Annotated in this window: 24 protein-coding genes and 1 tRNA gene; 3 read left to right on the top strand and 22 right to left on the bottom strand. The window is 58.8% G+C overall.

Translation table 11 applies throughout. The annotated features are described in order from the left end of the window. Positions 1-40: 40 nt before the first annotated feature. The 4 genes from CU048_14415 to CU048_14400 all read right to left on the bottom strand — a co-directional run bounded on the left by CU048_14415 (position 41) and on the right by CU048_14400 (position 3,507). Positions 41-116 (bottom strand) — tRNA-Thr (locus CU048_14415). A gap of 101 nt (positions 117-217) precedes the next feature. Beyond that, entirely contained in the window at positions 218-1,762 is a 1,545-nt protein-coding gene (locus CU048_14410; GenBank protein ID QBR72272.1) for a heme biosynthesis protein HemY, read from the bottom strand. Between the two features lie 45 nt (positions 1,763-1,807). Beyond that, positions 1,808-3,124, bottom strand: a complete 1,317-nt coding sequence (locus CU048_14405) for a hypothetical protein (GenBank protein QBR72271.1) — start codon at positions 3,122-3,124, stop codon at positions 1,808-1,810. Positions 3,125-3,300: 176 nt separating this feature from the next. Next, positions 3,301-3,507 (bottom strand): hypothetical protein, encoded by a 207-nt coding sequence (locus CU048_14400; GenBank protein QBR72270.1) that lies wholly within the window; start codon positions 3,505-3,507, stop codon positions 3,301-3,303. 583 nt (positions 3,508-4,090) lie between these two features. Here CU048_14400 and CU048_14395 point away from each other — a divergent pair. Further along, complete coding sequence (locus tag CU048_14395) at positions 4,091-4,621, top strand: GcrA cell cycle regulator (GenBank protein ID QBR72269.1); 531 nt, start codon at positions 4,091-4,093, stop codon at positions 4,619-4,621. 40 nt (positions 4,622-4,661) lie between these two features. Here the strand turns inward: CU048_14395 and phoB are convergent, their stop codons facing one another. The 10 genes from phoB to CU048_14345 all read right to left on the bottom strand — a co-directional run bounded on the left by phoB (position 4,662) and on the right by CU048_14345 (position 16,084). Continuing rightward, complete coding sequence (phoB, locus tag CU048_14390) at positions 4,662-5,378, bottom strand: phosphate regulon transcriptional regulatory protein PhoB (protein QBR72957.1); 717 nt, start codon at positions 5,376-5,378, stop codon at positions 4,662-4,664. Positions 5,379-5,433: 55 nt separating this feature from the next. After that, positions 5,434-6,147, bottom strand: coding sequence for a phosphate transport system regulatory protein PhoU (gene phoU / locus CU048_14385; protein ID QBR72268.1), 714 nt, complete (start codon positions 6,145-6,147; stop codon positions 5,434-5,436). A 25-nt stretch (positions 6,148-6,172) separates the two neighbouring features. Next, positions 6,173-7,081, bottom strand: a complete 909-nt coding sequence (locus tag CU048_14380) for a phosphate ABC transporter ATP-binding protein (protein ID QBR72267.1) — start codon at positions 7,079-7,081, stop codon at positions 6,173-6,175. After that, positions 7,078-7,920, bottom strand: a complete 843-nt coding sequence (pstA, locus tag CU048_14375; GenBank protein QBR72266.1) for a phosphate ABC transporter, permease protein PstA — start codon at positions 7,918-7,920, stop codon at positions 7,078-7,080. Before pstA ends, CU048_14380 begins: the two co-directional genes overlap by 4 nt. A 3-nt stretch (positions 7,921-7,923) precedes the next feature. Next, complete coding sequence (pstC, locus tag CU048_14370) at positions 7,924-8,907, bottom strand: phosphate ABC transporter permease subunit PstC (GenBank protein ID QBR72265.1); 984 nt, start codon at positions 8,905-8,907, stop codon at positions 7,924-7,926. 134 nt (positions 8,908-9,041) lie between these two features. Beyond that, positions 9,042-10,085 (bottom strand): phosphate ABC transporter substrate-binding protein PstS, encoded by a 1,044-nt coding sequence (locus CU048_14365; protein QBR72264.1) that lies wholly within the window; start codon positions 10,083-10,085, stop codon positions 9,042-9,044. A gap of 228 nt (positions 10,086-10,313) precedes the next feature. Beyond that, complete coding sequence (locus CU048_14360) at positions 10,314-11,366, bottom strand: two-component sensor histidine kinase (GenBank protein ID QBR72956.1); 1,053 nt, start codon at positions 11,364-11,366, stop codon at positions 10,314-10,316. Positions 11,367-11,582: 216 nt separating this feature from the next. Continuing rightward, the gene (locus tag CU048_14355) at positions 11,583-12,746 is read right to left on the bottom strand and encodes a lysylphosphatidylglycerol synthetase family protein (GenBank protein ID QBR72955.1); all 1,164 of its coding nucleotides are present in this window, start codon (positions 12,744-12,746) and stop codon (positions 11,583-11,585) included. 299 nt (positions 12,747-13,045) lie between these two features. Continuing rightward, on the bottom strand, positions 13,046-14,731 hold the full coding sequence (locus CU048_14350) for a hypothetical protein (GenBank protein ID QBR72263.1): 1,686 nt from the start codon (positions 14,729-14,731) through the stop codon (positions 13,046-13,048). A 57-nt stretch (positions 14,732-14,788) separates the two neighbouring features. After that, positions 14,789-16,084, bottom strand: coding sequence for an adenylosuccinate synthase (locus CU048_14345; protein QBR72262.1), 1,296 nt, complete (start codon positions 16,082-16,084; stop codon positions 14,789-14,791). A gap of 292 nt (positions 16,085-16,376) precedes the next feature. On the opposite strand from CU048_14345, the gene CU048_14340 reads away from it, so the two are divergent. After that, complete coding sequence (locus CU048_14340; GenBank protein ID QBR72954.1) at positions 16,377-16,607, top strand: 50S ribosomal protein L31; 231 nt, start codon at positions 16,377-16,379, stop codon at positions 16,605-16,607. A gap of 10 nt (positions 16,608-16,617) precedes the next feature. Here CU048_14340 and CU048_14335 read toward each other — a convergent pair whose 3' ends face one another. Next, entirely contained in the window at positions 16,618-16,821 is a 204-nt protein-coding gene (locus CU048_14335) for a hypothetical protein (protein QBR72261.1), read from the bottom strand. A 351-nt stretch (positions 16,822-17,172) separates the two neighbouring features. Here CU048_14335 and folE point away from each other — a divergent pair, with 351 nt between their 5' ends. Further along, the gene (gene folE, locus CU048_14330) at positions 17,173-17,745 is read left to right on the top strand and encodes a GTP cyclohydrolase I FolE (GenBank protein QBR72260.1); all 573 of its coding nucleotides are present in this window, start codon (positions 17,173-17,175) and stop codon (positions 17,743-17,745) included. Between the two features lie 2 nt (positions 17,746-17,747). On the opposite strand, the gene CU048_14325 is transcribed toward folE, so the two are convergent. The 7 genes from CU048_14325 to CU048_14295 all read right to left on the bottom strand — a co-directional run bounded on the left by CU048_14325 (position 17,748) and on the right by CU048_14295 (position 25,632). After that, the gene (locus CU048_14325) at positions 17,748-18,056 is read right to left on the bottom strand and encodes a hypothetical protein (GenBank protein QBR72259.1); all 309 of its coding nucleotides are present in this window, start codon (positions 18,054-18,056) and stop codon (positions 17,748-17,750) included. Further along, the gene (locus tag CU048_14320) at positions 18,053-18,337 is read right to left on the bottom strand and encodes a hypothetical protein (GenBank protein ID QBR72258.1); all 285 of its coding nucleotides are present in this window, start codon (positions 18,335-18,337) and stop codon (positions 18,053-18,055) included. The genes CU048_14325 and CU048_14320 overlap by 4 nt, the downstream gene beginning before the upstream one ends. Positions 18,338-18,431: 94 nt before the next feature. After that, positions 18,432-18,707 (bottom strand): hypothetical protein, encoded by a 276-nt coding sequence (locus CU048_14315; protein ID QBR72257.1) that lies wholly within the window; start codon positions 18,705-18,707, stop codon positions 18,432-18,434. 236 nt (positions 18,708-18,943) lie between these two features. Beyond that, positions 18,944-20,161: an efflux RND transporter periplasmic adaptor subunit gene (locus CU048_14310; GenBank protein QBR72953.1), complete on the bottom strand. Its 1,218-nt coding sequence runs from the start codon at positions 20,159-20,161 to the stop codon at positions 18,944-18,946. Positions 20,162-20,177: 16 nt separating this feature from the next. Continuing rightward, positions 20,178-23,363 (bottom strand): RND transporter, encoded by a 3,186-nt coding sequence (locus CU048_14305; protein QBR72256.1) that lies wholly within the window; start codon positions 23,361-23,363, stop codon positions 20,178-20,180. 105 nt (positions 23,364-23,468) lie between these two features. After that, positions 23,469-24,908 (bottom strand): sensor histidine kinase, encoded by a 1,440-nt coding sequence (locus tag CU048_14300; GenBank protein QBR72255.1) that lies wholly within the window; start codon positions 24,906-24,908, stop codon positions 23,469-23,471. Next, positions 24,895-25,632 (bottom strand): DNA-binding response regulator, encoded by a 738-nt coding sequence (locus CU048_14295; protein QBR72254.1) that lies wholly within the window; start codon positions 25,630-25,632, stop codon positions 24,895-24,897. The genes CU048_14300 and CU048_14295 overlap by 14 nt, the downstream gene beginning before the upstream one ends. Positions 25,633-25,656: the final 24 nt, after the last annotated feature.

Here is a 25,656-nt window from a genome sequence, read left to right as displayed (position 1 = left end):
CCTAAATGGTCTTCACAACGCACCAACTATTTGATTTTATTGGTGCCGCAAGAGGGATTCGAACCCCCGACCCCCTCATTACGAATGAGGTGCTCTACCAGCTGAGCTATTGCGGCGGCAACCTGGACCGAAACTACGGCGGAAAGCGTACCCTCTTAGTCAGGTCGGCAGACAATATCAACGCTTTTTGGTTTGGGTATGCCTTTGGCGTTCCGCATCAATTCCCAAACAAACCACGGCGTTTCGAGGTCTGCGCGGCATCGGCGTCCCGATCGTCTGGCTGCTGGCCCACCTCACCCTCCGGCGTGCTGGATTCACTGGCACTTTCCCCGGCTGCGGCTTCAACCGGAACGAATTTTTCTTCCGGCGCCGGCGGCGCAATGGCTTTCGTTTCCATTTGTTCGATCAGGGCGGGCGATTCGCTCGGGCCGGGAATCGAGCTGAAAACCGCCTCGTCCGTCTCCCCATCCGCACCCAGATGCTCGTCGGGCCGTCGCCAGACAAACGCATCAAGCTTCCGCGTCACCGGTGATGCCGGCAGCCATTGCTGGGACATGACACCGTCGGCGACCCAGATGGCATCGCGCGGCGCCCGTGACGCGCGCGCCAGCCATTCCCGGATATATCCGGAATCGCCATGCTCCGCCTCTTCGAGTTCGGCCATGATGAGACACATGCGGGCCGTCGGCCGCTCCGCCCCTTGGATCAACGGCAGCATGGTGTCGCGTGCGGTCTGATAATCGCAGGCGGCAATCGCCGCGCTGGCGAGGACCACCCGGCTTTCAGGGTCGCGGGGCGAAAGCTTGAACAGGATACGGGCTCGCGCGAGCCGGTCGGCATTGGAGTCGCCGGGACGCAAATCGAGATAGATTTTTGCGAGATCCGGATGCGCCGCCACTGGCCATGCCGCTTCGATCATTTTCGTCGCCCTGCGGATCTCCCCACGGCGAGTCGAAAGCCGCGCTGCGAGGGCCAGGGCCGGCACAAGATCGGGGGCGCGTTTGATCGCCGTGCGCGCCAAGCGCAGGGCCTCATCCGGCGCGGTCAGCTCGTTATCGAGGGCGATCGCTGTCGTGAGCACGGCCCGTTGGCGGTCCCGCGTTGATTTGCCGATGAAATTCGCCGCCCCGCTGTGTTCAACCGCAGCAAGAGCGCCTTGCCAGTCCTTGGCCGCCACATGGCGTTCGATAACCGCGCTCGATGTCCACGGTAAAGCTGTGATGCCATGGGCGGTGCTGGCAAAGTGATGCGCGGTGTCGACGTCCCCCCGCCGGTGGGCATGCGCATGCAGCCCACGCAGGCCGAGGAGGCGCATGTCGTTGCGCTGGGTCATTTCCCTGAACGCCGCCTCCACCGCATGATGGTGGCCGGCAAGTTGGGCAGCCTCGGCCCGCAACAGCAATGCCAAAGGCTCGTCGCGCAAATGTCTTTGCGCTTCGGCGGCGGATTTGAGGGCCAGCACGGCGTCTCCCGAACCGACGGCGATGATGCCACGCGAGAGAGCCGCATAGCCTTTTTCGCGGCGCCGCGTCCGGTTTGCACCTGACAGGGTCGGCGGGAGTCGAAACGCAAAGCGCAACAGGCTCCAGATCGTCAGAATAATGGCGACAAGGGTCAGAATGATCCCGAGACCGACCAAAACCGAAGTTTCGATCCGGTAGCCTTGCCAGTTCAACACAATCTCGCCGGGCCTGTCGATAAGCCAAGCTAGGCCAAACGCCGCGGCAATCAAAACAAGAAGGAACAGGAGAACCCGGAACATGTTTTTCTCGTCGAGGGCTTTGTTTCAGGGTCCTAGCAGGCAGAACTATGGTTTTGGCTTGCCTAGAACCGCCACGGCGTCGGCCTCGATCGATCGCGCGGCGTTTACAGCATCGAGCCGCGCCTTCGCGGCCTCACCCCAGCTCGCCGATTTCGCCTCGGCGGCGCTGGGCAATTCCTTCCACAAACCATATGCGGTTTCGATATCATGATCCGCAAGAGCGTTTTCGATCCGGGTGACAAGACTGCGGGGATCGTTGCCCTCCATCTCGCCGACGCGGCGAACATGCACCAATCCTTTGGCATTGCGGGTCAAGCGGTCGAGAAACCCTTCATCTTCGATGGCTTCTTTGGCAGAGGAGACCGCGATAAGCTGCGGAGCGAGCGCCGCAAGTTGCGTGGCGAGCTGCCGGTCGCTCGCAACACCGGTCGCGGCGGCCCCTCGCAGAGGTTCTAGGGAGGCCGGAGGAACGCCAAGTTTTTCCAGCGCCACCAAGTCCGCAGCGTATGGGCCACCGCGATCCAGCTTCCGCAGCAGGCTTTGGGCGACAATCGCAACCGAATTGGCCTGCGAACCGTGCTCGACCACGGGCGTTTCGCGATCCTGTTGCACGCGAACATCGCCTTTGGGCGCGGCAAGTGCCGCTTCGAGCGGCGCGAGCTTTTGCTCAATGCCGTCGAGTCGTGCCTCCAGCGGTCCGGGATCGAAGGCTTGGGCGGGGGTCGACTCAGCCCCGGACTCTTGGGAAGCCGGCCGCGCCGCTAAGGCTTTTTGAATGTCGGCCAAAGCCGAATTGACCGACTCCGTCGCTTTGTTGGCCATGCTTTCCGCCGCCGCGGCACGGCTTTCTATCGCGGCCACGGCCGAGCGAGAAGCGGATGCATCCACCTTGCTCTGGAGCGAATCGAGTCTTGCGCTCAATGCCGCGATGCGATCGTCGGCAACCGCGCCGCTGGTCGGCGCGCCTGGCAAATATCGAAGTCCGTAGGATCCGGCGGTGCCCAGAAGGGCGCCGACAATGGCGGTGGCGGCGAGCGCCGGAAAGAGTGCGCGCTGTTTCACAGGATCACCGGCCCGGTCATGGCCAGTTTTCGAATCGAGCTCGGGAGCAAGAGCCGCCGGCACAGCGGCTTCCGGACTTTCGGACTCCGGCGTTTCGGGGGCAAGGTCAGAATCGCCCGACAAGTGGGGCTGGGCGGAGACCGACTCGGGATCCGCCGGCTCCGAGGCTTCTTCAAACGATTTGGCCGCGAATGCTTCCGACTCGGTTTGCGATGGAGACTGGCTTTCTTCATGCGGATGCGGGCGCACGAAACCTGGCTCCGCAGGCGTCTTGGAAAGCTCGTGATCGTCATTAGCCATTATGCGCACTCTAATTTGGCGCCTTTGTAAAGGAACGCATCGGCTTTCGCAACGGGTCCGGCAGGCTGAGGCACAAGCACGTCAAGCGGCTTCACTCATCCGCCAATCGCTTGCCCCCCGTTCCCATTGATTGGGCGAAACGGCAACCTCAAGCGCAGCACTCTCCGTCGCACATGTTAGCCGTTTGCCGGCCTCCCCCTGCCCGACCGGCCGATCGGCGAACCAATGGGCGTGGCAATTTCTTGTCTGGCCGACCTCGCTTTAAAGCGCCGACCCGCATTCGGCCGAACATTGTCGACCTTCATGAACGAGGCTTCCACCTCGTCGCCAGCCAGACGCAAGCCCAGCTTGGAATAATCGAGGCGAGCATGGTCATGCTCCACGGAGCATGTGCGCTGCCACCTCTAAACGCATAAGAGCTTTCGAACCTGCCGGACCACACGCATCTTGTTTAACGCGATGCGACGCAAGCGAACGCCCTTGCAAGAACAGTCCATACCTAAATTAGGCTCGCGCGCCGCCTCGTACCACTACAGAGCAAAAGTTTACGCGATGGCCAAGTCCGATACGCCAACATCCACATAAATCTTCGGCATGTATTGCGAAACGAAGGAGACCCGTTTCGTTTCGCAACACGCTTGAAAGCTGGATGAATGTCGGCGCGTCTTGCAAGCTCTTGTTGAAAACATGCTGCGGCACGACGTGAAGCTTGCATGCGTTTCAACCGGCAGTGTAGCTTGCCCTACGTTAACTATTGAGACGTCGAACACTGGCTCGGGCAAAAAGAGTAGAGCTCATGGAACGGCGTCGGATGGGTGTGCATTTGCGTTTTGAACCAATGCTGCGGATTCAAGATGGACTTATTTGGCTCGCTTAACGAATTCCAAGAGTGACTTTCGCTGTCTACAAGATGAGCAAAACTCCAGATGACCGTCAGTTCAATTGGCAAGTTTCTAGGAGGTCTCGATGTCCTGGACCGATGAACGAATTGAGTTGTTGAAAAAACTCTGGCTCGACGGATGGAGTGCCAGCCGGATTGCTGGCGAGCTGTCCAATGGAGTCACCCGCAATGCGGTGATCGGGAAGGTCTACCGTTTGGGCCTATCGGGCCGCGTGGCGGCGGCCGGCCCCGGTCATGTGCATGCTGCGTCACCGCATCCCAAAGCACCGCGGCGAACCCACGCTCGACGTTCAACCGGTTCTTCGGTCGTAGGCAACACTGCCCTGGCGCTGCACCCAACCGTAATGGAAGCCCCCTCGCCACAGATCGCGAGGAAGGATGTTGTGGTGCCCATGTCGGAACCGGTCACGATCTTGGAGTTGCGCGAAGCCATGTGCCGCTGGCCGATCGGGGATCCGACACAGGCTGACTTTCGTTTTTGCGGTGCAAAAAAACTGCCGGGCGAAGGACCTTATTGCGCCTGCCATTCCGGCATCGCCTATCAAACGCAGCATGACCGCCGGCGCGAGCGGCGCCCGCACAAGGCCACCACCTGATCCCGGGCCGCTGGGAAGCCCGGGCGGCCCGCTATAAAGTTCAGCTGACTTTGCCGAAAGTCTCGTCGAACGCATAACCGGCACCGCGCACGGTGCGAATCGGATCTTTCTCGGCGCCCTTCGACAAGGCTTTGCGTAGCCGACCGATGTGAACGTCAACCGTTCGCTCGTCTATCTCGGCGGACAGGCCCCAAACGCTGTCGAGCAGCTGGGCTCGCGAAAACACCCGGCCCGGCTTGACCATCAGATGTTCCAGCAAGCGAAATTCGGTCGGACCCATATGAACGTCCCGCCCCGCGCGGCGAACGCGCCAGTTTTGCCTGTCGAGATTGAGGTCGCCGGCTGAAAGGACCCCATTGGCCCGATCGGGCCGGGTCCGCCGCAATAAGGCATGGACGCGCGCCATCAGCTCCGGAACGGAGAACGGTTTGACCACATAATCATCCGCGCCGATCGCGAGCCCGCGGACCCGTTCGCTCTCTTCCCCCCGCGCGGTGAGCATGATCACCGGCAGGCTGCGGGTTGTCGCGCGCGCCCGCATCCGGCGGCAGATCTCAAGCCCCGAGACACCAGGCAGCATCCAATCGAGAATGACGAGATCCGGCGTGGTTTCGCTGAGCCTGATCTCGGCTTCGTCGCCACGTTCGACCCGATCCACGGTGAAGCCCTCAGCCTCCAGATTATAAGAAAGAAGCAGGCTTAAAGCCGCCTCGTCCTCAACCACGAGGATGCGCGCCGCTGTTGGCGAGGTAGACATAACGCGCGTCGAACTGAAACGGCTTTCATTCGTATCCTGCAATTCTTTCATCGCATCATGCCACCGGCGCGGGTGCCTCTGATAATGTGGTCCGGCCTTTGGGCCGGTCCATCGGTAAACTTTCACCAGTCACGAGATAAACCACGGTCTCGGCGATGTTTGTTGAATGGTCGCCGATCCGCTCGATGTTCTTCGAGCAGAACAAGAGATGCGTGCAGAACGAGATATTGCGCGGGTCTTCCATCATGAAGGTCAGGAGATCGCGGAAAACCGAATCTTCCAAAGAGTCGAGATCGGCGTCATGCACCCAGACCCCGCGCGCCCGTTCGGCATCGCGTTGGGCATAGGCATCGAGCACGTCCTTCAGAAGAAGCGCAGCGGACTCGTGCATCGACCGGAGCCCGATGGTCGCCCGCGGAATATGCATTTCCGTGGCAATCTTGATCGCGCGCTTGGCAATGTTCTTAGCGAGATCGCCGATCCGCTCAAGATCGCCGGCAATCCGGATGGTGGCAATAATCTCGCGGAGATCGACCGCCATCGGCTGGCGGCGGGCGATCGTCAGGATCGCCTGCTCCTCGATGTCGCGCTGCAACAGGTCGAGGCGCGGATCGCAGTCGACGGTCTGCTGGGCGAGCCTGATATCGAAATCGATCAAGGCGTCCATGGCGTCGGACAGCATTTTCTCGGCGATACCGCCCATTTCCGCGATCTTCCGGCCGAGGATTTCAAGCTCTTTGTCGTAAGCTTTGACGATGTGATCGGACATGAACCTGTTCCTTGCTCGACTGCAATCAACCGAAGCGGCCGGTAATGTAATTCTGTGTCTGCTTCTTTTCAGGTGAGGTAAAGACCTGCGCGGTGAAACCGAACTCGATGATCTCGCCGAGATACATGAAGGCGGTATATTCCGAGACGCGCGCGGCCTGTTGCATATTGTGGGTAACGATTGCGATCGTATAATTACTCTTCAATTCGTCAATCGTTTCCTCGACCTTCGCTGTGGAAATCGGATCAAGCGCCGAACAGGGTTCATCCAGCAAAATGACCTCGGGCTGAACGGCCACGGTGCGAGCAATACAAAGGCGCTGCTGCTGGCCGCCGGAAAGCGACAAACCTGAATTGTGCAGTTTATCCTTGACCTCGTCCCAAAGGGCCGCGCGCTTCAACGCCGCCTCGACGCGGTCGTTCAGCTCGGATTTGGAAAGCTTCTCGTAGAGCCTGATGCCAAAGGCAATATTGTCATAGATCGACATCGGAAAAGGGGTCGGCTTTTGAAACACCATACCGATCCGGGCGCGTAAGAGATTGAGATCCTGGTCCGGGCGCAGGATATTGACGCCATCAAGAAGGACCTCTCCCTCCGCTCTTTGCTTGGGATAGAGATCGTACATCCGGTTCAACACCCGCAAAAGGGTCGATTTACCGCAGCCCGAAGGTCCAATGAAGGACGTCACCTTATTCGTGTAGATCGGAAGATTGATGTTCTTCAGCGCGAGCGAGTTGCCGTACAGAAAATTGAGATTTCGGACCGAGACCTTGGTCGCGAGATGCAGATTCTTGGCGGCCACGGGTTTGGCTTGGGGGGAAGCCGCGGGCTTGGCTTCCTCTGGCGCTGGTTTGGCATCCTCGGAAGCCACCACTTTGGCTTCGGTGGGCTCCGGTTCACGCGCCGGACTTGGGATATCGTTCAGGCTGTTCATTTCGCGTGCCTCTGAGTTTGGAGAACGCGCGCGCCGATGGAAAGCGCAAGCACGGACAAGGTTATGATGAGGGCCCCGGTCCATGCGAGCTGTTGCCATTCCTTGTAAGGGCTAAGCGCGAATTGGAAGATCACCGCCGGCAGGCTCGACATAGGCGCGTTCAAATTCGTGCTGAAGAACTGATTGTTCAGCGCGGTAAAGAGTAACGGCGCCGTTTCGCCGCTGATGCGGGCGATGGCCAACAGAATACCGGTGATGAGACCCGCCCGGGCGGCCCGATAGGCAACCTTGCCGATGACAATAGACCGCGGCAAACCGAGTGCGCTCGCGGCTTCCCGCAAAGGATCGGGCACCAGAAGCAGCATATCTTCGGTCGTGCGCACGACCACCGGAATGACGATGACAGCCAGTGACACGCCGCCGGCCAGCGCGGAGAAATGGCCCATTCTGACGACCATCACTTCATAGATGAATAGACCGACCACGATCGAAGGCGCGCTGAGCAAGATGTCATTGATGAACCGCACGACGAGGGTAAGCTTCGTATGGCGGCCGTATTCGGCCATATAGGTGCCCGCCAGCATCCCGAGCGGGGTTCCGATGGCGACGCCGAGGCCGGTCATGATCAGGCTGCCGATAATCGCATTCAGCAGGCCGCCATCGGCGGACCCTGGCGGGGGAGTCATTTGCGTAAATACGGCCGGCGACAGGCCACGAAAACCTTCATAGAAAAGCGTGCCCAGGATGATCGCCAGCCAACTGAGGCCAATCACCACGGAAACGTAGCAAAGACCAATGTTGAACTTACCGCGGCGGCGGCGCGTGTCGTAGATCCCCATGATCTAGCGCCCCTCCTGCTGGTGCATCCGCATCAGCATATATCGCGAGATCGCGAGAATAAAAAAGGTGATGACGAACAGGATCAATCCAAGTTCAATCAGCGCGGAGGTATAAAGGTCGCCGACCGCTTCGGTGAATTCATTGGCGATCGTTGCCGATATGGTGGTTCCGGGGGCCAGCAACGAGGCGGTGATTTTATGCGCATTGCCGATGACGAAGGTCACCGCCATGGTCTCGCCCAACGCACGACCAAGACCCAGCATGACACCGCCGATGATCCCGACCTTGGTGTAGGGGATCACGATGAAGCGGACCACTTCCCAGGTCGTGCATCCAATCCCAAACGCCGATTCCTTCAACACCGCGGGCACGGTTTCGAAGACATCGCGAGAGATCGAACTCATGATCGGGAGCACCATGATCGCGAGGATCACGCCCGCGGTCAGCATTCCGATGCCATAGGGCGGCCCGGCAAACAGCATGGAGAGAACCGGCACGTCGGCGAAAAAAGCGATGAGCCCAGGCTGGATATGTTCCTGCACGAAGGGCGCAAGAACAAAAAGGCCCCAAATCCCGTAGATGATCGAGGGAATTCCGGCGAGCAGCTCGATGGCGATTCCGATTGGCCGACGCAGCACGTAAGGGCAAAGCTCCGTCAGAAATACCGCGATGCCCAGTCCGATCGGTACCGCGATGATCATCGCGATGAGCGAGGTGACGACCGTACCGTAGATCGGAGCCATCGCCCCGAATTTTTCGGTGACGGGATTCCACGCTTCGCTCGTAAGAAAGTTGAAGCCGAATGCCTTAATCGCCGGCATCGAGCCCGCAACAAGCGAAACGATCACCCCACCAAGGAGGAGCAAGACCGTCCAAGCCGCAGCTAAAGTCAGGAGATGGAACGCATTGTCGCGAAGCTTGAAGCCGAACAAAGCCTTTGCAAGGCGCGTTTCAGCGGAGTCCCGCGCGGCGTTGTCTATTGCCATTTGGTTGGCCACCGCATTCTTCCTTATTGTTTATTACAAACATCAATGCCAGCGGCCTGCAAGGCCCGGAACCTTCTGATGCTCGGCGAGAACGAGGAGAAGGAAGGGCATTAAACCCTTCCTCCTCGTGATTTTCAATTCAGAAGCGGTTTTCCGTCGGCGCTCTTGATTTCGGCAGCCCAGGTCTTCTTGATCAAAGCGACAACCGAGTCCGGCAGCGGAACATAGTCGAGTTCTTCGGCGGCCTTGTCACCCTTGTCATAGGCCCAGGCAAAAAACTTCAGGGCCTCGGAAGCGGCAGCTGCATCTTCCGGGACCTTATGCATCAGGATGAAAGTGGCGCCCGCGATCGGCCACGACTTCGCACCCGGCTGGTCGGTCAGGATCTGGTAGAAACCCGGCGCATTGGCCCAGTCGGCGTTGGCCGCGGCGGCCTTGAAGCTCTCGGCGTCCGGGGCAACCGACTTGCCGTCCTTATTGATCAGATCGGTGTAGGTCATCTTATTCTGTTTGGCATAGGCATATTCGACATAGCCGATCGCGCCCTTGGTCTGAATGACGTTATTGGCAACGCCTTCATTGCCCTTGGCGCCGATGCCAGCCGGCCATTCGACGGCGGTGCTGGCTCCGACCTTGGACTTCCAATCGGGGCTCACTTTAGAAAGATAATCGGTCCAGATGAATGTCGTGCCGGAACCGTCGGAACGATGAACCACCACGATCGCCTGCGACGGCAATTTGGCTTTCGGGTTCAGTTTCTTGATGGCGGGATCATCCCACGTCTTGATTTCGCCGAGAAAAATTTTGGCGATGGTCGGACCGTCGAGCACCAATTCGCCCGGCTTGATCCCTTCGAGATTGACCACCGGAACGTCGCCGCCGGTCACGGTCGGAAACTGGACCAGTCCCGCCTCCATCAGCTCCTCGGGTTTCAGAGGCATGTCGGATGCACCGAACGTCACAGTCTTGGCCTTGATCTGCTTGATGCCTCCACCGGAACCGATCGATTGGTAGTTCAATCCGTTACCGGTTTCCTTTTTGTACGTATCCGCCCATTTCGCATAGATCGGAAATGGAAAGGTCGCACCGGCCCCAGAAATATCCATGGCGACGGCCGATAGGCCGGTCACAACGCTTATGGCGACGGCAGCGAGGGACGTTCGCAGAAACAGAGTCATTTCATGCCTCACATTGGCTGACAGAAAAACGGGCTAAAAGGCTAATGAGGCCGAACGGAAGAAGGCTCGAAACCGCATTGGGGGCTGGGTCCAAAGCAACGGGGCGAAGCCCAGGATCGGGTGCTCCCTGCCTCGGCGTGCAAACTAGAGTTTCCACATGAGGCCAATATGAAAATTGTTTGACACCTTGATGACAGCCCTGGAATTCAGCTTTGCCTTGTCAGTGCATCAGTGCAAAGGCAGGAAAACACTGAAGGTCGCCCCTTGGCCGGGATTCGATTCGATCCCGAGGCGGCCACAATGACGGGCAACGATGTGTTTGACGATCGCTAGACCGAGGCCGGTGCCGCCCTTGGCCCGGCTTTGGCCCGCATCGACCCGGTAGAAGCGTTCGGTGAGGCGCGGCAGATGTTCGTGGGGGATTCCGGGGCCATGGTCGCGCACGCTCAGAACACATTGGCGCTGTTCCAAAACAAGCCTGATTTCGACCTGCCTGTTGACGCATTGAGGATCCGAAGCGCCGTATTTGATCGCGTTTTCGACCAGGTTTTCGGCCACCCGCAGAAGCTCGTCGCGGTCGCCCGTGACGATCGCCTTGGCGGGAACGTCGAGTTTGAGGGTAACTCCGTTATCATCCGCCATCGGCGTCAGCGTATCGGCGATATGCCGGAGAATTGCGACGAGATCGACCGAGGTCTGTGGCCGCAGATGCAAATTCTGCTCGATCCGCGACAAAGACAGAAGATCGTCGACAAGCCGGGCCATTCTTTGGGCCTGTTCGCGCATGATCGAAAGAAACTTGTCGCGCGCTTCCTTATCGTCGCGCGCCGATCCTTGGAGCGTTTCAACGAAGCCGAGCAAAGAGGCAAGCGGCGTGCGCAATTCATGGCTGGCGTTGGCGACAAAATCCACCCGCATGCGCTCAACGCGACGGGCCTCGCTCAAATCGCGCAATGTCATGATCATCGCCGGTTCGCAATCCGGCCATTCCATCGGCGTCACATTGAGTTCAAAAAACCGTTCGAGTGGAACCCGCTCAAGCCAGGTGACCCGTTGCGCTTCCCCGGAAACGCGCGCCCGTTTAAGCGCGTCGAGAACATCTGGAGCCCTTAGAGTCCTCGCCAGAAGATCGTTTGCCCTTAACGCGGGAAACAGGCTTCGCGCCGCCGTGTTGACTGCAATCACCCGATCCGCCGTGCCGATGACAATGACCGCTTCGGGCAAAGCATCGATGAGCTTGCCCATGATCAAGCAGTCCCGACCTTGTCGGTCTTGTTCCATGAAGCCCCTCATAAAAGCAGGCGCAATGAGCCTTCTTGACCAGGATCGCGAGATCGGAAGGATCCGGCCTTGCGGGCGCGGGAGCATCTCAAACATTTCAGTTTTGAACGATATGATTTCGATCAAATGAAAGGGTTCGTTCTGAAAAGCCGCTCATGCTCAAGATTACCTCGGGAGCCGCGGCGCGTCAGTACATCAGCCGAACTGGACAGCAAATCACCGTCTGAGCCGCCATTTTTCCAAATACCGATCCAAAGGCCGGCGCCGTGGAAGATTATTAGGCTCGTCTGACAAAGCGTTTTCTTCCTCGGTCCGGCGCATGACCTCGCGCAAACTGTTCCAACGGCGGAAGCCTTCATGGGCGCCAAGGAACGCGAGAGCGAAAAGAAAAGGCACAAGATAATAAATGACCCGGAAGAGCAACAGTGACGCGAGCAGCGCTCCTTCCGAATTGACCGGCATGGCTTTCAGCATCGCGGCCTCGAAAACGCCGATGCCACCCGGCGCATTGCTCGCCACTCCAAGAATGCAGGCAAAGACATAGGTTGCCGCAAACGAGAAGAAGTCGAGCTCCGTGTGAGTCGGCAGCAAGACATAAAGGACAGCCGCGGCCGCGCATTGATCGATGACGCCAAGCGTGATCTGGCCCAGCGACAAACCAAGGCCCGGCAATTCCAACCGAAAGCCTCGAATACGGACATGACGCTTGCGGATCGTCACCCACACCAGATAGGCGACGATCATGCCGAGCACACAATAGCCCATCAGCATATTGAGGAATGGAAAGATGTGGTTGATCTCGCTGATGGCGGTCGCGTGAAAAGCCAGCCCGGCACCGATCACGAAGATCATTCCGAACCAGAAGGTCACCCCGGCGATGATCGTCAAGCTCGCGACCTTGCTCGCTGCCAAACCCGCCTGGGAATAGATCCAATAGCGAACGGTGCCGCCGGTGATTAAGGGGAATCCGAGCGTGAAGGAGATCGCATAGCTGGTGAATGAAGCCAGCGCCGTCGTTTTGTAAGGAACGCGGGCGCGCAGTTGTCGAAGGGCAAGCCCGTCATAGCCGGTCAGAGCCAGAAAGGAGAGCACGGTGAAAAACAAAGCTTCCGCGATCTGCTGCGCGCTGGTGGCGGCGATCGCCTGACGCAAATCGCTTAGATTGACAGCGGAAACCGTGCGCCCCAGGATATAGATGGAAAAAGCCGCGATCACGACGCTGAAAAGAGCCGCGAGAATTCCCCCTATCGAACGTCGGCGCGCATGCTTTTTATGGTCGAGGCCTACATGAACATGTGCATCGCTCTGCGCCGGCGTGCGCGTGACCAGTTTCGCCTTACGGGCAAAGCCGCTCAGCCCGCTGCCGGGCGCTTGCTCCATATGCACCTGCTCCGCACCATAACGCCCATCTCCTTGGTCCAAAGTTCCATCCCTGCGTTGGTCCCGCGCCCGAAGGTTAATCCAGCTGCCCTTCGGGGCTGTTTATTTTAATTCTTACAATCCTGGAAGGCTTATGCGGCGGTATGACGACAGGAACAAGACCTTATGCCCAACACATAAGCCTCTATTCGTGTTTTGGAAGCAGCAAGGAATGTCGGCGGAAGCCCCCTTTTTGACCAAAGCAAGGCAGTCAACGACGCTGGCTTCGCTGCTCCGCCGGATCGATCGCCTCGGCACCGCTATGGCGTCTGCCAGGATGCCAATGCGTCATCGAGAGCGCGTTGTCCACCTGGCCCTTTCTCGAAAGTCAATTTGGCGATCCGGCCATTGGCAAGAAGCATCGGAACGTCGAGCCATTCGCGGGTTCGGATGAGGTCGAGATTGGAAGCCTCGGCGTCGCCACGAGCAAGACCAACGAGAAAGGCGTTCTCCATGATAGGCACAGGGATGCCCTTCAGCGATTCTCCGGTCGGGGTATTCTCGCGTCGGAGCTGCATGACGTTAATCTGCTTGACGCTGCCCAATGCACTGCCGGGGGCGATGGCAAACCGAAGTTTGATCGTATGCGAAGCCGGCAAAGTGCTGTCGAGATTTTTTTGAAACGTCATTTCGGCCTGCATCTTTTCTTCCGGGATCTCGATGTCGGCACGAACTGCCATTCCGAGCGGCTCGCCGGGTCCATTGCTGACGTTGTCGACTTTCCAAACAACCGTGCCGAGGAAGGTTTTGACCTTGCTTTGCTCATCGGGCGCTTCCACGAGAAGCGCGGCGCGGCCGGCAACCGGAATTGCGGGATTGACAGCCTCGGAGGTGTTTTTGGCGGTATCGGTGCGATTGGCCATCGAAGAAGCCGCGCCACCCGAGACATGTGAGTCCGCAGTCGTCTTGCCGCCACCAACGCGGTCGACGATTTTGCCGTTTGACCCCGGCGCGCCGGGTATCGAAGAGGATGAAACCAGCGGATGGGTCAGATCCTCCGGCCGGTCGCGCAGCTTAAAGGCCGCGATCGCCACGGACACGACAACAAGGCCAACGATTCCGCCGACGATCCAGAGCCGCTTCGCCGCACTCACATCTCGCGCGGGCGGCGGCGCAAAAGGACGTTGCGCTTCCGGCCGCGTTCTGACCAAGGAGTCGGAAGACTCCTGACCTTCATCGGGCATTTCGGGACCGGCCGGTTCAAAACCTTGCGCTTCGGAGGTGGGGCTTTCGAATACCGGCGGCGCTTCGTTCGTGGGACTTTCGCTTACGGGGCGTTCGTTTGCCGGGGCAGCCGCGGAAGGCGGAAAGAAACCGCCCTGGTTGAGGGCGCCTTGGCCAACAGCCCCTTGGCCTGGAAGCACGCCGCCGCTCGCCTCTCCCTGTGTAGAGGCCGGTTTTGCTGCACCCTCGTCCTTCGGGCCTCGGTTCCGCGACGGCGGCCGCAGGGGAGACAAGGGCGGGCTTGACGGCGATGCGCCAGGAAGGGCGCCAAAATTCGTGCCGCGCGGCCATGGTTCTTTGCGAAGCGGCGGCGAAGGACGCGGCGTCCGCGTCGGCGGAGCCGCATCCGGCTGGGTAGAAGAAGAAGACGCGGAGTCAGCCGGTTTCGGCGGATCGGGCTCGGGCCATTGCAGTGGGCCTGGTCCGTTGGAGCGGCGGGTCTCGACAGGGCTCTCCGCCGGCGCGCTCGCAGCGGCTGCAGCCGGAGGCTCTCCGCTTTGAGGCTCGGACTTTGTCGCGATTTCCGCTTCCAGCCGCGCAACGGCGAGGTCCAAGGCCTGAGCTTCACGCTCCACGGCCTCCTCCGGTACCGGCGGATCAAGGTTGCGCAACTGGCCGAAAAGCGCCTTGCGTGCGCGGTCGTAAACAGCGTAGCGCGCTTCGGCAGTCGAATTCGGCAGGCCCGCGACGGCCTTGGCAAGCAGCGGGTAATAGTCAGCCATGTCGCGTTCAGAGCATTTGAGAAGGCTTCCGTCAATCCCGCCGCAACACTTTAACGATCAATCGCGGAAGGGATTATGGACGAGGATCGTGTCAGCTCGCTCGGGGCTTGTCGACAGAAGGGCCACCGGCGCCTCGATCAATTCCTCGATACGACGGACATATTTGATGGCCTGCGCGGGAAGCGCTGCCCAGGAGCGAGCACCGGCCGTTGTGGCTTTCCATCCTTCGATCGTCTCATAGATCGGCGCAACGCGGGCCTGCGCGGCCTGGCTTGCCGGCAATCGGTCGATCCGCCCGCCGTCGAGATGATAGCCGACGCAAACCTTGACCTCGTCAAATCCATCCAGAATATCGAGTTTCGTGAGTGCGATGCCGTCAATTCCGGAGGTTTTGATGGCCTGGCGGACGAGAACCGCATCGAACCATCCGCAGCGCCGGCGCCGACCCGTATTGGTTCCGAATTCATGACCCCGGTCGCCGATCCGCTCGCCGATGTTGTCGTGCAATTCGGTCGGAAACGGACCGCCTCCGACGCGCGTCGTATAGGCCTTGGCGATGCCGAGCACATATCCGATCGCCTTCGGACCGAGACCCGAGCCAGTGGCGGCATTGGCGGCAACCGTGTTCGAGGACGTCACAAAAGGATAGGTGCCGTGGTCGACATCAAGCAGAGCGCCCTGTGCGCCTTCGAAAAGAATCCGCTTGCCATCGCGCCTTGCCGCCTCGAGCAAATCCCAGGTCGCATCCATAAACGGAAGGATTTTGGGCGCGATGCATTCAAGTTCCGCGCGGATGGAGGCTGCCGAAACGGGATCGAGGCCAAGTCCGCGTCGCAGGGGCTCATGGTGGGCCAGGAGCCTCGCGATTTTTTGGTCAAGCGTATCCAGTTCGGCAAGATCCATGAGCCGGATCGCGCGGCGCCCGACCTTGTCTTCGTAAGCCGGGCCAATTCCGCGTTTGGTGGTTCCGATCTTCAGCCCCTCGACCGTGGCCGATTCGCGATGGGCGTCGAGCTCACGATGCAAAGCGAGAATCAGCGTGACGTTTTCGGCGATTTTCAGATTGTCCGGCGTGACCTCAACGCCCCGCGCGGCAAGCGTGGCGATTTCATCGACGAAATGATGGGGATCGAGCACGACGCCATTGCCGATGATCGACAGCTTTCCAGGCCGCACGATGCCGGAGGGGAGCAGCGCCAGCTTGTAGACCTGATTGTCGATGACGAGCGTGTGCCCGGCATTGTGACCGCCCTGGAAGCGCACCACGATATCGGCCTCGATAGACAGCCAATCGACGATCTTGCCTTTTCCCTCGTCGCCCCATTGGGCGCCGACCACCACCACATTCGCCATGGGATTGATCGCTTCTCACCGCGGCCCCTGGACCGCCAAAAAATAACCCGGCGCAAACTGGCTGCACCGGGTCCATTGCGCGGACGGGGTACACGTTTGGGGCGCCAGAGTAAAGGATTGTCACAAAACACCCCCCCGAATCCTCCTCCCCGCGCCCGCCGCCTTGTCACCGGCCGGCGACTGGGGTATTGGGGGCCAAATCCATTTCAGTCGCAATCGGCGGGCGGCGGCGCAACGCGCGGCCACGCTTCAGAGCCAGCGCGAACGGACCGATAGAGAAGGAATTCCTCCGATGAAGGCCGATATTCACCCCCAATACCATCTGATCAAGGTGGTCATGACCGACGGGACCGAGTTTTTCACCCGCTCCACCTATGGCAGCGAGGGCGACACGCTCAACCTCGACATTGATCCGACGACCCATCCGGCCTGGACCGGCGGCTCCCAGCAGTTGCTTGACCGCGGCGGCCGTTTGTCGCGCTTCAATTCGCGTTTCAGCGGGCTTTCTTTCGGCAAGAAATAGTCGTGCCCTCTCAGGAATGGGGCGGCACCCTATGCAGACGGGCGCAATCCGCCTGAAGTCTGGCCGCAGCCGGCCGAAACGGCTTTCGACCGGACCCGTGATCAATGTCCGGACGCCGTCCTCCGATAGCGCAAGCAAAGAGATAGGCCTCTTCAAGGTGAGGATAGCCGGACAAAATGAAGCCATCGATGGCCAATTCAGCATTGAAGCCCAAGCACCGGAAGTCGCACTTGGACGTTTGACCTATGGCGCGAAGCTGCTGGACGATGACGTGACCAACGAACAGCACGAAATCGCCAATACGCTCTACGCGTTGCCCATGGTTATCTCGATACGCGAGGCCGTCTGGCTGAGAACCTAGCCCCTGAAGCTCAATCGAATTGCGCCTTGTCGCCGTTCCTAGGTAATCGTGCCAAGCCTCGGCCGGCCCCCTCGGCCTTCACCGTCGCTTCGCCCATCGCAAAAGCAGCCGCAAAACAGCATAAGACGCAGCCCCAGCCAGCATGGTATCCATTGCGTTTCCTCGCCAGCGGCCCGCCGCCGGCACAACTCTGGAGACATGGGGATGGGCAAACCGACCCAAGCCGACGCCGAAGCGGCCGTTCGGGTACTCATCGAATGGGCGGGCGATGATCCGAGCCGCGAAGGTCTGATCGATACGCCTGGACGGGTGGCGCGATCCTACCGCGAGCTTTTCGCCGGCTACGACGCCGACCCTCGCGACTATCTCAAGCGTACTTTCGAAGAGGTCGGCGGTTACGACGAACTCGTGGTGCTCAGGGACATTCGCGTGGTCAGCTTTTGTGAACATCACATGCTGCCGGTGGTCGGTCGCGCCCATGTCGGTTATTTGCCGACCAATCGGGTGGTGGGCATCTCAAAGCTTGCCCGGGTGGTGCACGGATTCGCCCGTCGGCTGCAGATTCAGGAAAAGCTGACGGCCGAGATCGCCGAAGCGATCCAAGATATTCTTGAGCCGCAAGGGGTGGGCGTAGTGATCGAGGCAGAGCACAGCTGCATGACGTTGCGCGGCGTGAACACGCTCGGCGCGACGCTGACCACCAGCCGGTTGCTCGGCATCATCCGCGATGATCCCCGCACGCGCGAGGAATTTCTCGGTCTCGTGCGCGGCGGATAGCGTCAATCCGATACGTTGCCCGGGCCTTCCGGGTGTGCGGGATCGGCTCCCAAACCCATTCGGCCGCGCGTTCCCGATTCGCCATAGGCTTTTCGATCGCAATCATCGAGCGACGTGCAAGGAGGAGGCGGACGTTGATAATATTCCTGCCATGGATTTTCGTCGACGCTCGGCGGTAGATAGGCATGAAGGGAACGTGCATCGGCCGCGAGGGGGAGTGCCATCGATAAAACGCCCGCAAGACCAAACGAAATAAGAGGCAAAACCAGTTTGCAGCGGTCGACTCCGCTGGCGTGGCGCGAGTAGGTCATGGAAGTGCTCCCGCGGCAGGATTTTTGCCTTGGAGCATGGCTCCGAGGCTACCGCCCATCATCTCCGGATTTTTGATATAGCCATATTGAGCCGTTGGATCCGGTCGCAGCTCGGTGACGTCCGGCGCCTGCGGTCCAAGCTCGCGGCCAATGAACACGGACGGTCTCCGCGTCAAAGAGCCGTGTCTCCTCACATGGCATGGACGGGCCGATGCAAATCCGGAAGCGCAAAGCATCAAACCGGCGGTAAAGATCGCGATCTTTCCGATCGTCCGCGCCATGGCTTTCCCTCCCTTGCGACCCTATGCCGCCGGATGACCCCAACGTCATCGACGCTATGCGTGCGCAGCGGCTCTAGGAGTCGTTTGTCGGAGATCAGTTGGATACGTTGCCAGGACCTTCGGGGCGCATGGGACTGGCGCCCAAACCTTCACGGCCCCGCGTTCCGGAACGATCGAAACGCGCCCGATCCCAGCGCGAGGGAGCGGTCCGCGGATTGGGGTTCGCATAGACGTTGTAATATTGATCCGCGCTGGAAGGATAACGCTCCTGTGCGGAAGCGGCGCCGATCGATGCCGCCAGCGCCGCGGCAGCAAGCCCAATGATCGGCGCCCTATGGGCGACAATTGCCCTCACGTTACAAAGCTTCATAATAATCTCCAGCGGTTGTCGAGCTCTGGTATTAAACTGTTAGTAGCTGAGCTCTGCTAATAGTATAGGCGCCGGAACAGGAAAAATAACATGCTTATACTTTAAAATCATCTTTATATATTTCATTTCATGAAAGTATTTTCATAAATGGAATTGCTCTGGCAGGAGCGATCTCCGGGATGGAGCGGGGAGTCGGCCTGGAACAGCCAATCAAAATGGCAGCACGGTTGTCAGGCTCACATGTCTTGCGCGTTCAATACCGCCGCGCGCGCGGCCTGCACCCTCGGGCGCACTTTCGAGACACTGTCTTGGGCGCTGGCAATCCGCACCGTGTCGCCGGACGCAAACGATTCCTGAGGGCTGTCAATAATCTGGTCGGAAATCGAGACACCCGACATGATCTCGACTTCATTGCCAAGATTGCGGCCGAGCTGAACTCTGTTCAGCACAACTTTGTTCTGAGCGTCGACTTTGGCGACTTGCATTCCCTGCGGGCCAAAGAGCAATGCGGTGGCTGGCAGTCGCAAAACATTCGGATCCGAAGGAATGTGGAAATGGACCTCGGCGAAGGCGCCCGGCCAGAGCTTGCCGTCGGAGTTGTCAGCGAGCAATTGGATGAGTGCGGTTCGAGACTGTTCCGATACCGAGTTGGAAGTCGTGAGCAGCGTCGCCTCGAACGTCTTATCCATGCCTGGGAGTTGTAGCGTCGCTTTGAGGCCCTCCTTCATATCGCCGAGGAACGCCTGAGGGACGCTCACGTAGATGCGCATGATGTGAACATCGGACACCTGAAATAAGGCCTTGCCGGCTTTACCGCCTGCATCGACGAGATCGCCAATATCGAGTGAGCGGGCGGTTACAATCCCGTCGAAGGGCGACGTCAGTTTCTTGAATGACGTCATTGCTTCGAGCCGCGCCACATTGGCCTGAGCCGCTTGCACGTCAGCGGCTTTTGCCATCGCATCTCCGTATTTCTCATCTTTTGCTTGTTGTGACACAATGTTTTGTTTTGAAAGGGTCTTCCATCGCTCATAGGTCACGTCGGCCAATTGCTGATTGGCCTCTGCTCTCACGAGATCCGCGCGGGCCTGGGCCAGTTGTTGATCGAGGTCTGGAGAATCGATGACTGCCAGCACCTGACCTTTTTTTACATGCGCGCCGATGTCCTCGTACCAGTCCTTCACGTAGCCGCTGACTCGTCCGTAGATGCTGCCTGCATAAAATGCGCTTACGTTGCCGGGAAGATTAAGCTCCCCTTTGCTCGGCCCCAATTGCGGTTTCACCAGCTTGACGGTCGGAATAGCTTGGTCATTTGTCCAGACTTGGACATCTTGCTTGCTCCTTGCACGATCGGCGATGCCATATCCGCCAAGTCCGATCGCGGCGGCGGCGGCGAGTACGCCGATTAACCGCAGCCTTCGCGACCCAACGGCAGGTATGGATTTAGAGGTCATGCGCGGCGTCTCCAATTCAGGCCGGTGTGGAATCAGAAAGCGGTTGTACCACTGCATCCTTCGGCTGATCGTGCCGATGGACGATGCTGAAAAGGGTCGGCACCAGAATCAAAGTCGTACAGGTCGCGAAGATCAGTCCGCCGATCACAGCGCGGCCAAGCGGCATATTTTGTCCTGGCTCGATAGCCATCGGCAACATGCCTATGATCATCGCAAGCGCAGTCATGAGTACCGGTCTAAAACGCGTGGCGCCCGCGGCAAAAGCAGCGCTCATCGCGTCCATGCCATGCGCTAACTCTTCACGCGCGAAACTGGTTACAAGGATGCTGTTCGCGGTGGCTACACCCATGCACATGATCGCGCCCGTGAGGGCCGGCACCGACAAAGTCGTATGCGTCAGGAACAAGATCCAGACAATTCCCGCCAGCGCCGTGGGAAGCGCCAATATGATGATCAACGGGTCGAGCCACGACTGAAAATTGACCACGATCACGAGATAGATCAGCACGATCGAAAAGCCGAGGCCAAAGAAAAGCTGATGATAGGAGCTGTTCATCGTCTCGATTTGGCCGCGGGTTACGACCCGTGCGCCTTTCGGAAGTTCCGCTTTGGTTTCATCCAGGATCTTTTCTATGTCGGCCGCGACAGCGCCGAGATCACGGCCCTGCGTGGCCGCGTAAATATTGACCGTGGGCCGGATGTTGTAATGCGACACCACGGCATCGACCGGCTTCGGAGCGATCGTCGCGAGACCGCCGAGAAGCTGTGTGGATTGGCTTGCCGACAGCGGCAGGTTCCTCAAAGATCCCAATGTATCCATTCGATATTGGGGTGTCTGGATGGAGATCGGATACGACACGCCACTGCCAGGGTTCAACCAGAACGTCGGCGCAGTCTGGGTGCTGCCCGAAAGCGTTGTCTGAACGCTTGTCGCCGCGTCGCGTTCAGTCAGCCCGACCAAGCTGGCAAGCGAGCGGTTGAAGTCTATGTTCAGGGCGGGGGCCTGGAACACTTCCTGGATACGTGAATCGGCCACGCCCGCCACCAGTCTTATTTTAGCTAGCAGTCTATTGGCGTAGATCCGATTGGCATTTAAATCGCGGCCGCTAATTTGCACATCGATAGGTGCCGGCGCGCCAAAGTTCAGAATCTGGCTCACGATATCGGCAGGAAGAAACGCGAATGTCGTCCCCGGAAAAGCGCGTGGCAAAGTCTCGCGCAGAATTTTGACGTAATCGGATGTGGAGGTCGCCCCCTCCTTTAGCGAGATAAGAATATCGGCGTCGAATACGCCGATCGTTCCCGAATTTCCGTAGGAAAGATTTATACCGCTGACCGGCATGCCAATATTATCAACAATATTTTCGAGCTGGGCCGGTAAAATGATGCCGCGGATCCTCTGCTCGATCCGGTTGCACAAGGCTGTTGTTTCCTCGATCCGCATGCCGGGTTGTGCGCGAACGTGAAGTTTGATCGCGCCTGCATCTATGTCGGGGAAGAAATTCTCGCCGAGAAAGGGCGCGAGCCCAAACGAAAGAGCCGTCACGCCAAAAAAACCGGCGATGAGACCCCTCGGATGGCGGAGGGCGAGACCCAATAGGCCGCGATACGCATCACGCAATTGCTCAAAACGCTGCTCAAAGCCCTTTTGAAAACGCGCCAGCGGATTGGTTCTTGCCTGGGAAGGGGTAGCGTCGCTATCCCGATGAGGCAACGCTTGGTGGGGTTGCAGGAGGTGATTGGCCATTGTCGGCACCAACGTGCGCGACAAGACATAAGAAGCGATCATTGCGAAGACGACGGCTTCCGCGAGCGGACGGAAAAGATAGCCCGAAACGCCGGCAAGACCGAACATTGGCACCAAAGCGATGCAAATGCAGAGCAAGGAAACGGTGGCGGGAACCACAATTTGACGCGCGCCATCGAGGATGGCCGGTTCGACCGGTTCGCCGTGCTCAAGGTGCCAATTGATGTTCTCGATCGTGACCGTTGCGTCGTCGACAAGAATGCCGACCGCAAGCGCGAGACCGCCGAGCGTCATAACATTGATCGTATGTCCTAACACCGACAGTGCAGTGAGCGAGGCAAGGATCGCCAGCGGGATCGACACCGTGATGATGAGCGTCGAGCGCCAGCTTCCGAGAAAGAGAAGAATCATGAGGCCGGTCAAAGCAGCCGCGATCACGCCTTCCTGGATGACATTACCGACGGCGGATTTGACGAAGCCAGATTGATCGCCAACGAGCTTTATTTCCAATCCCTTAGGCATCGATTCCGCGATAATCGGCAACATTTTCTTGACGTCGGCGATAATATCCAGGGTTGAAACAGAGCCCGATTTCAAAACCGTCATCAGCACGCCCTTGCGTCCATTCAATTGGACGACGTTGGTTTGGGGCGGAGCACTATCGTGCACATAGGCGACATCACGCATAAAGATGACGGTGCCGTTAACCGCTTTCACCGGCATGTCGTTGAATTCCTGGATGCGTTTCGGCGAATCGTTGAGATTAACCGTATATTCGAACTTGCCGATCTTTTCGGTGCCGACGGGCGTGATCTGATTCTGCGCGGAGAGGGCGTTGCCGACGTCCTGCGCCGAAAGACCATACGAATGCAGAGCGTGCTGATCGAGATCGACTTGCACCTGACGGACCACGCCCCCATAGGGCGAAGGCAGCGCCGCGCCGGCGACAGTGGCCAGCTGAGGCCGAATGAAATTCAGCCCGAGATCATTGAGCTTGGCTTGTGAGAGCGTATCGCTTGAGAGCGCCACCTGCAGGATCGGCACGCTGGAGGCGTTGTAGGTCAAGACGAGCGGCGGGGTAACGCCCGGCGGAAGGAGCTTCAACACGGTTTGCGATACGGCAGTGACCTGAGCTTGCGCGGCGTTGATATCCACCGAAGGTTGGAAAAATATTTTGACGATTCCATACCCTTGCACGGATTGCGACTCGATATGTTCGATATCGTTGACCGTCGTCGTGAGCGAACGTTCATAGAAATAGACGATGCGGCCCGACATATCGTCGGAGGGCAATCCATTGTAGGTCCAGATCACACTGATGACAGGGACACCGATGTTGGGAAAAATATCGATGGGCGTCCGAATCGCGGCCAGCGAGCCAAAGATCGAAATCAGGATCGCCATGACCACGAATGTATAAGGACGCCGAAGCGCCAATCGGACGATGGCTAGCATCGAAATGGCCTCGAACAACTCCGGCCTGGTTCGCCGCGCTGGCGGCTAAGTTGCCGACCGGGCTTGCATACACCCGCCTTGCGCCAAGGTTTATTATAAAAAAATTTATCCTTTGGCCTCGTCTCGACCATCCCGCTTTTGCTGGTCGATTGTTGGCGTCTTATCCAACGACGGAGCTGCGATCTCCTTTGCCAAGCGCCCGGAAATCTGGAAGGTGGCCCCGAGTTGAGTACCGTCGATGCAAAGTTCGAAGCCGTGAACGTCGGCAATCGTCGCCGCCATGCTCAGGCCTAAGCCTGTACCGGGAATGTGCCGATATTTGTCCGAGCGATAGAATCTTTTGAAAATATGCTCGCGTTCCTCCGGCGCAACACCGGGACCGCTATCCGACACCCGAGCAATAAAGCCATCTCCGATGGTCTTTGCGGTAATGGCGACCGAGCCCCCTCTCGGCGTGAACTTGATCGCATTGTCGACAAGATTGGCGATCGCCTCAACCAACAAATCGAAATCACCTTCGATCGAAAGCGGCGCCGGTGCATTCAGCGTAAATTCGATCTGCTTGGCTTCCGCCAGCGGCTGGTAGAGCTCGAAGACAGAGAGACAAACCTCCGACAGATCCACCTCGGAGAAGCCAATCTGCCGGCGACCGAATTCGATTTCGGAGATCCGAAGCAACGCCGTAACAGTGGTCAGCGCATGGTCGAGGTCGGTAAGCGCGTGCTCCACCGTGACTCGCAAGTCGTGATCGGTTTGGCTCTTCAGACCTCGTTCGAGCTTGGCATGCATGACCGCCAAGGGTGCGCGCAAATCATGGGCGATATTGTCTCCTACGCTTTTGATTTGACCGACGAGACGAACAATTTCGTCGAGCATGAGATTAACCGCGCTCGTGACATAGTTCAGATCGTCCATCTTACCGTTCGCAGGCAATCTTTCCTGCAAATCGCCGTGCATAATGCGAACGATCGTCTCATTGATCGCCTTGAGGCGGCGGGTGCTGCGAAAACTGAAGATCGCTCCCGTGACAAGCGCCAACAGGATCGCGGGCAAGAGACCGATGATCAAGGCTTCAACGACAGCTCGCTTGAATGCGTTCACGAGGTAGAGGCTTCGGCCCAGCAGCACGATGCTGCCATCTGGCCTCCGGCCGGCGACGAAGACCGCCGTCTCGGCTCCGGTATCGGGAGCGCGCATGGTCGGCACGTGCAAGGTGTGCGCCATGCCGTCGATGGGAAGATCCTTCGGGATCGACGCTAAATTGCCATACCGAAGCTCGCCGGTCTTGTCGAACAGTGCCGCGTAGTCGAGATGGCGCAGGTCGGCGGTAAACCGCAATTCAAGCTCACGTTTAATTCTCTCTTCGGGTTGGGTTACGGCCCTCGCAACCTCCTGCTCAAGTAAATAGTCCAGCCGGGACACATTGTATGACCCCACCTGTTCGTAGATGAATATGAACACCACGACGGCCGAGACTGTCACCGCCAGCGCGAAGAAGAGAGCCAACCGGAAAGTCGAAGTCTTAAAAAGCTCACTCGTCCGCACGAAGCATGAATCCGGAGCGGCGAACGCAATGAATGAGCGGCGGATCGCCTGCCAAGTCGACCTTGCGCCGTAACTTGCCGATATGGACGTCCACCAAATTGGTCTGCGGCAAAAAGCGATAATGCCAAACGTCCTCCAGCAGCATGGTGCGGGTTACGATCTGGCCAGGACGCCGCATAAGATATTCCAAAAGCTTGAACTCGGTCGGCAGCAGATCGAGAATGCGCTCGCCCCGGCACGCGGTGCGTTCGATCAGATCGAGCTTAAGCGGCCCCAGCTGAAGAATGACGGTCCGCGAGTCGCTCGATCTGCGTAAAAGAGCTTCCACGCGCGCCGCTAATTCGCCCATGGCGAAGGGCTTAATGAGATAATCGTCTCCGCCTGCCTTTAATCCACGGATTCGCTCGTCGACGGAGGCGAGCGCGCTCACGACGAGCACCGGAATTCGAATGCCTTCGCCCCGCAAGATCTCGATCATGGATAGGCTGTCCGTTCCCCGGAGCATGCGATCCACGATCAGAAGTTCGGCAGCGTGCGAGCGGGCTTCCGCGAGTCCGTCCGCTGCAGTTTCGGCGATACGCACCAAATAGCCGAGACTCGTCAGTTCCGCTGCGATCTCCCACGCCATGGCCGGCTCGTCCTCGACGAGCAGAACGGGAATTTTTGAGGCGGACGCAGAGGCCGGAGCCTGTCCGTGGTCCACCTCTTGCTCTGGATTAATCATTGAGACCATGATTTCAACGAATCT

It is taken from the genome of Beijerinckiaceae bacterium, assembly GCA_004564215.1.
In the GTDB taxonomy this organism is placed as follows: domain Bacteria; phylum Pseudomonadota; class Alphaproteobacteria; order Rhizobiales; family Beijerinckiaceae; genus Methylocapsa.
This window is presented reverse-complemented; position numbering and strand designations above follow the sequence as displayed.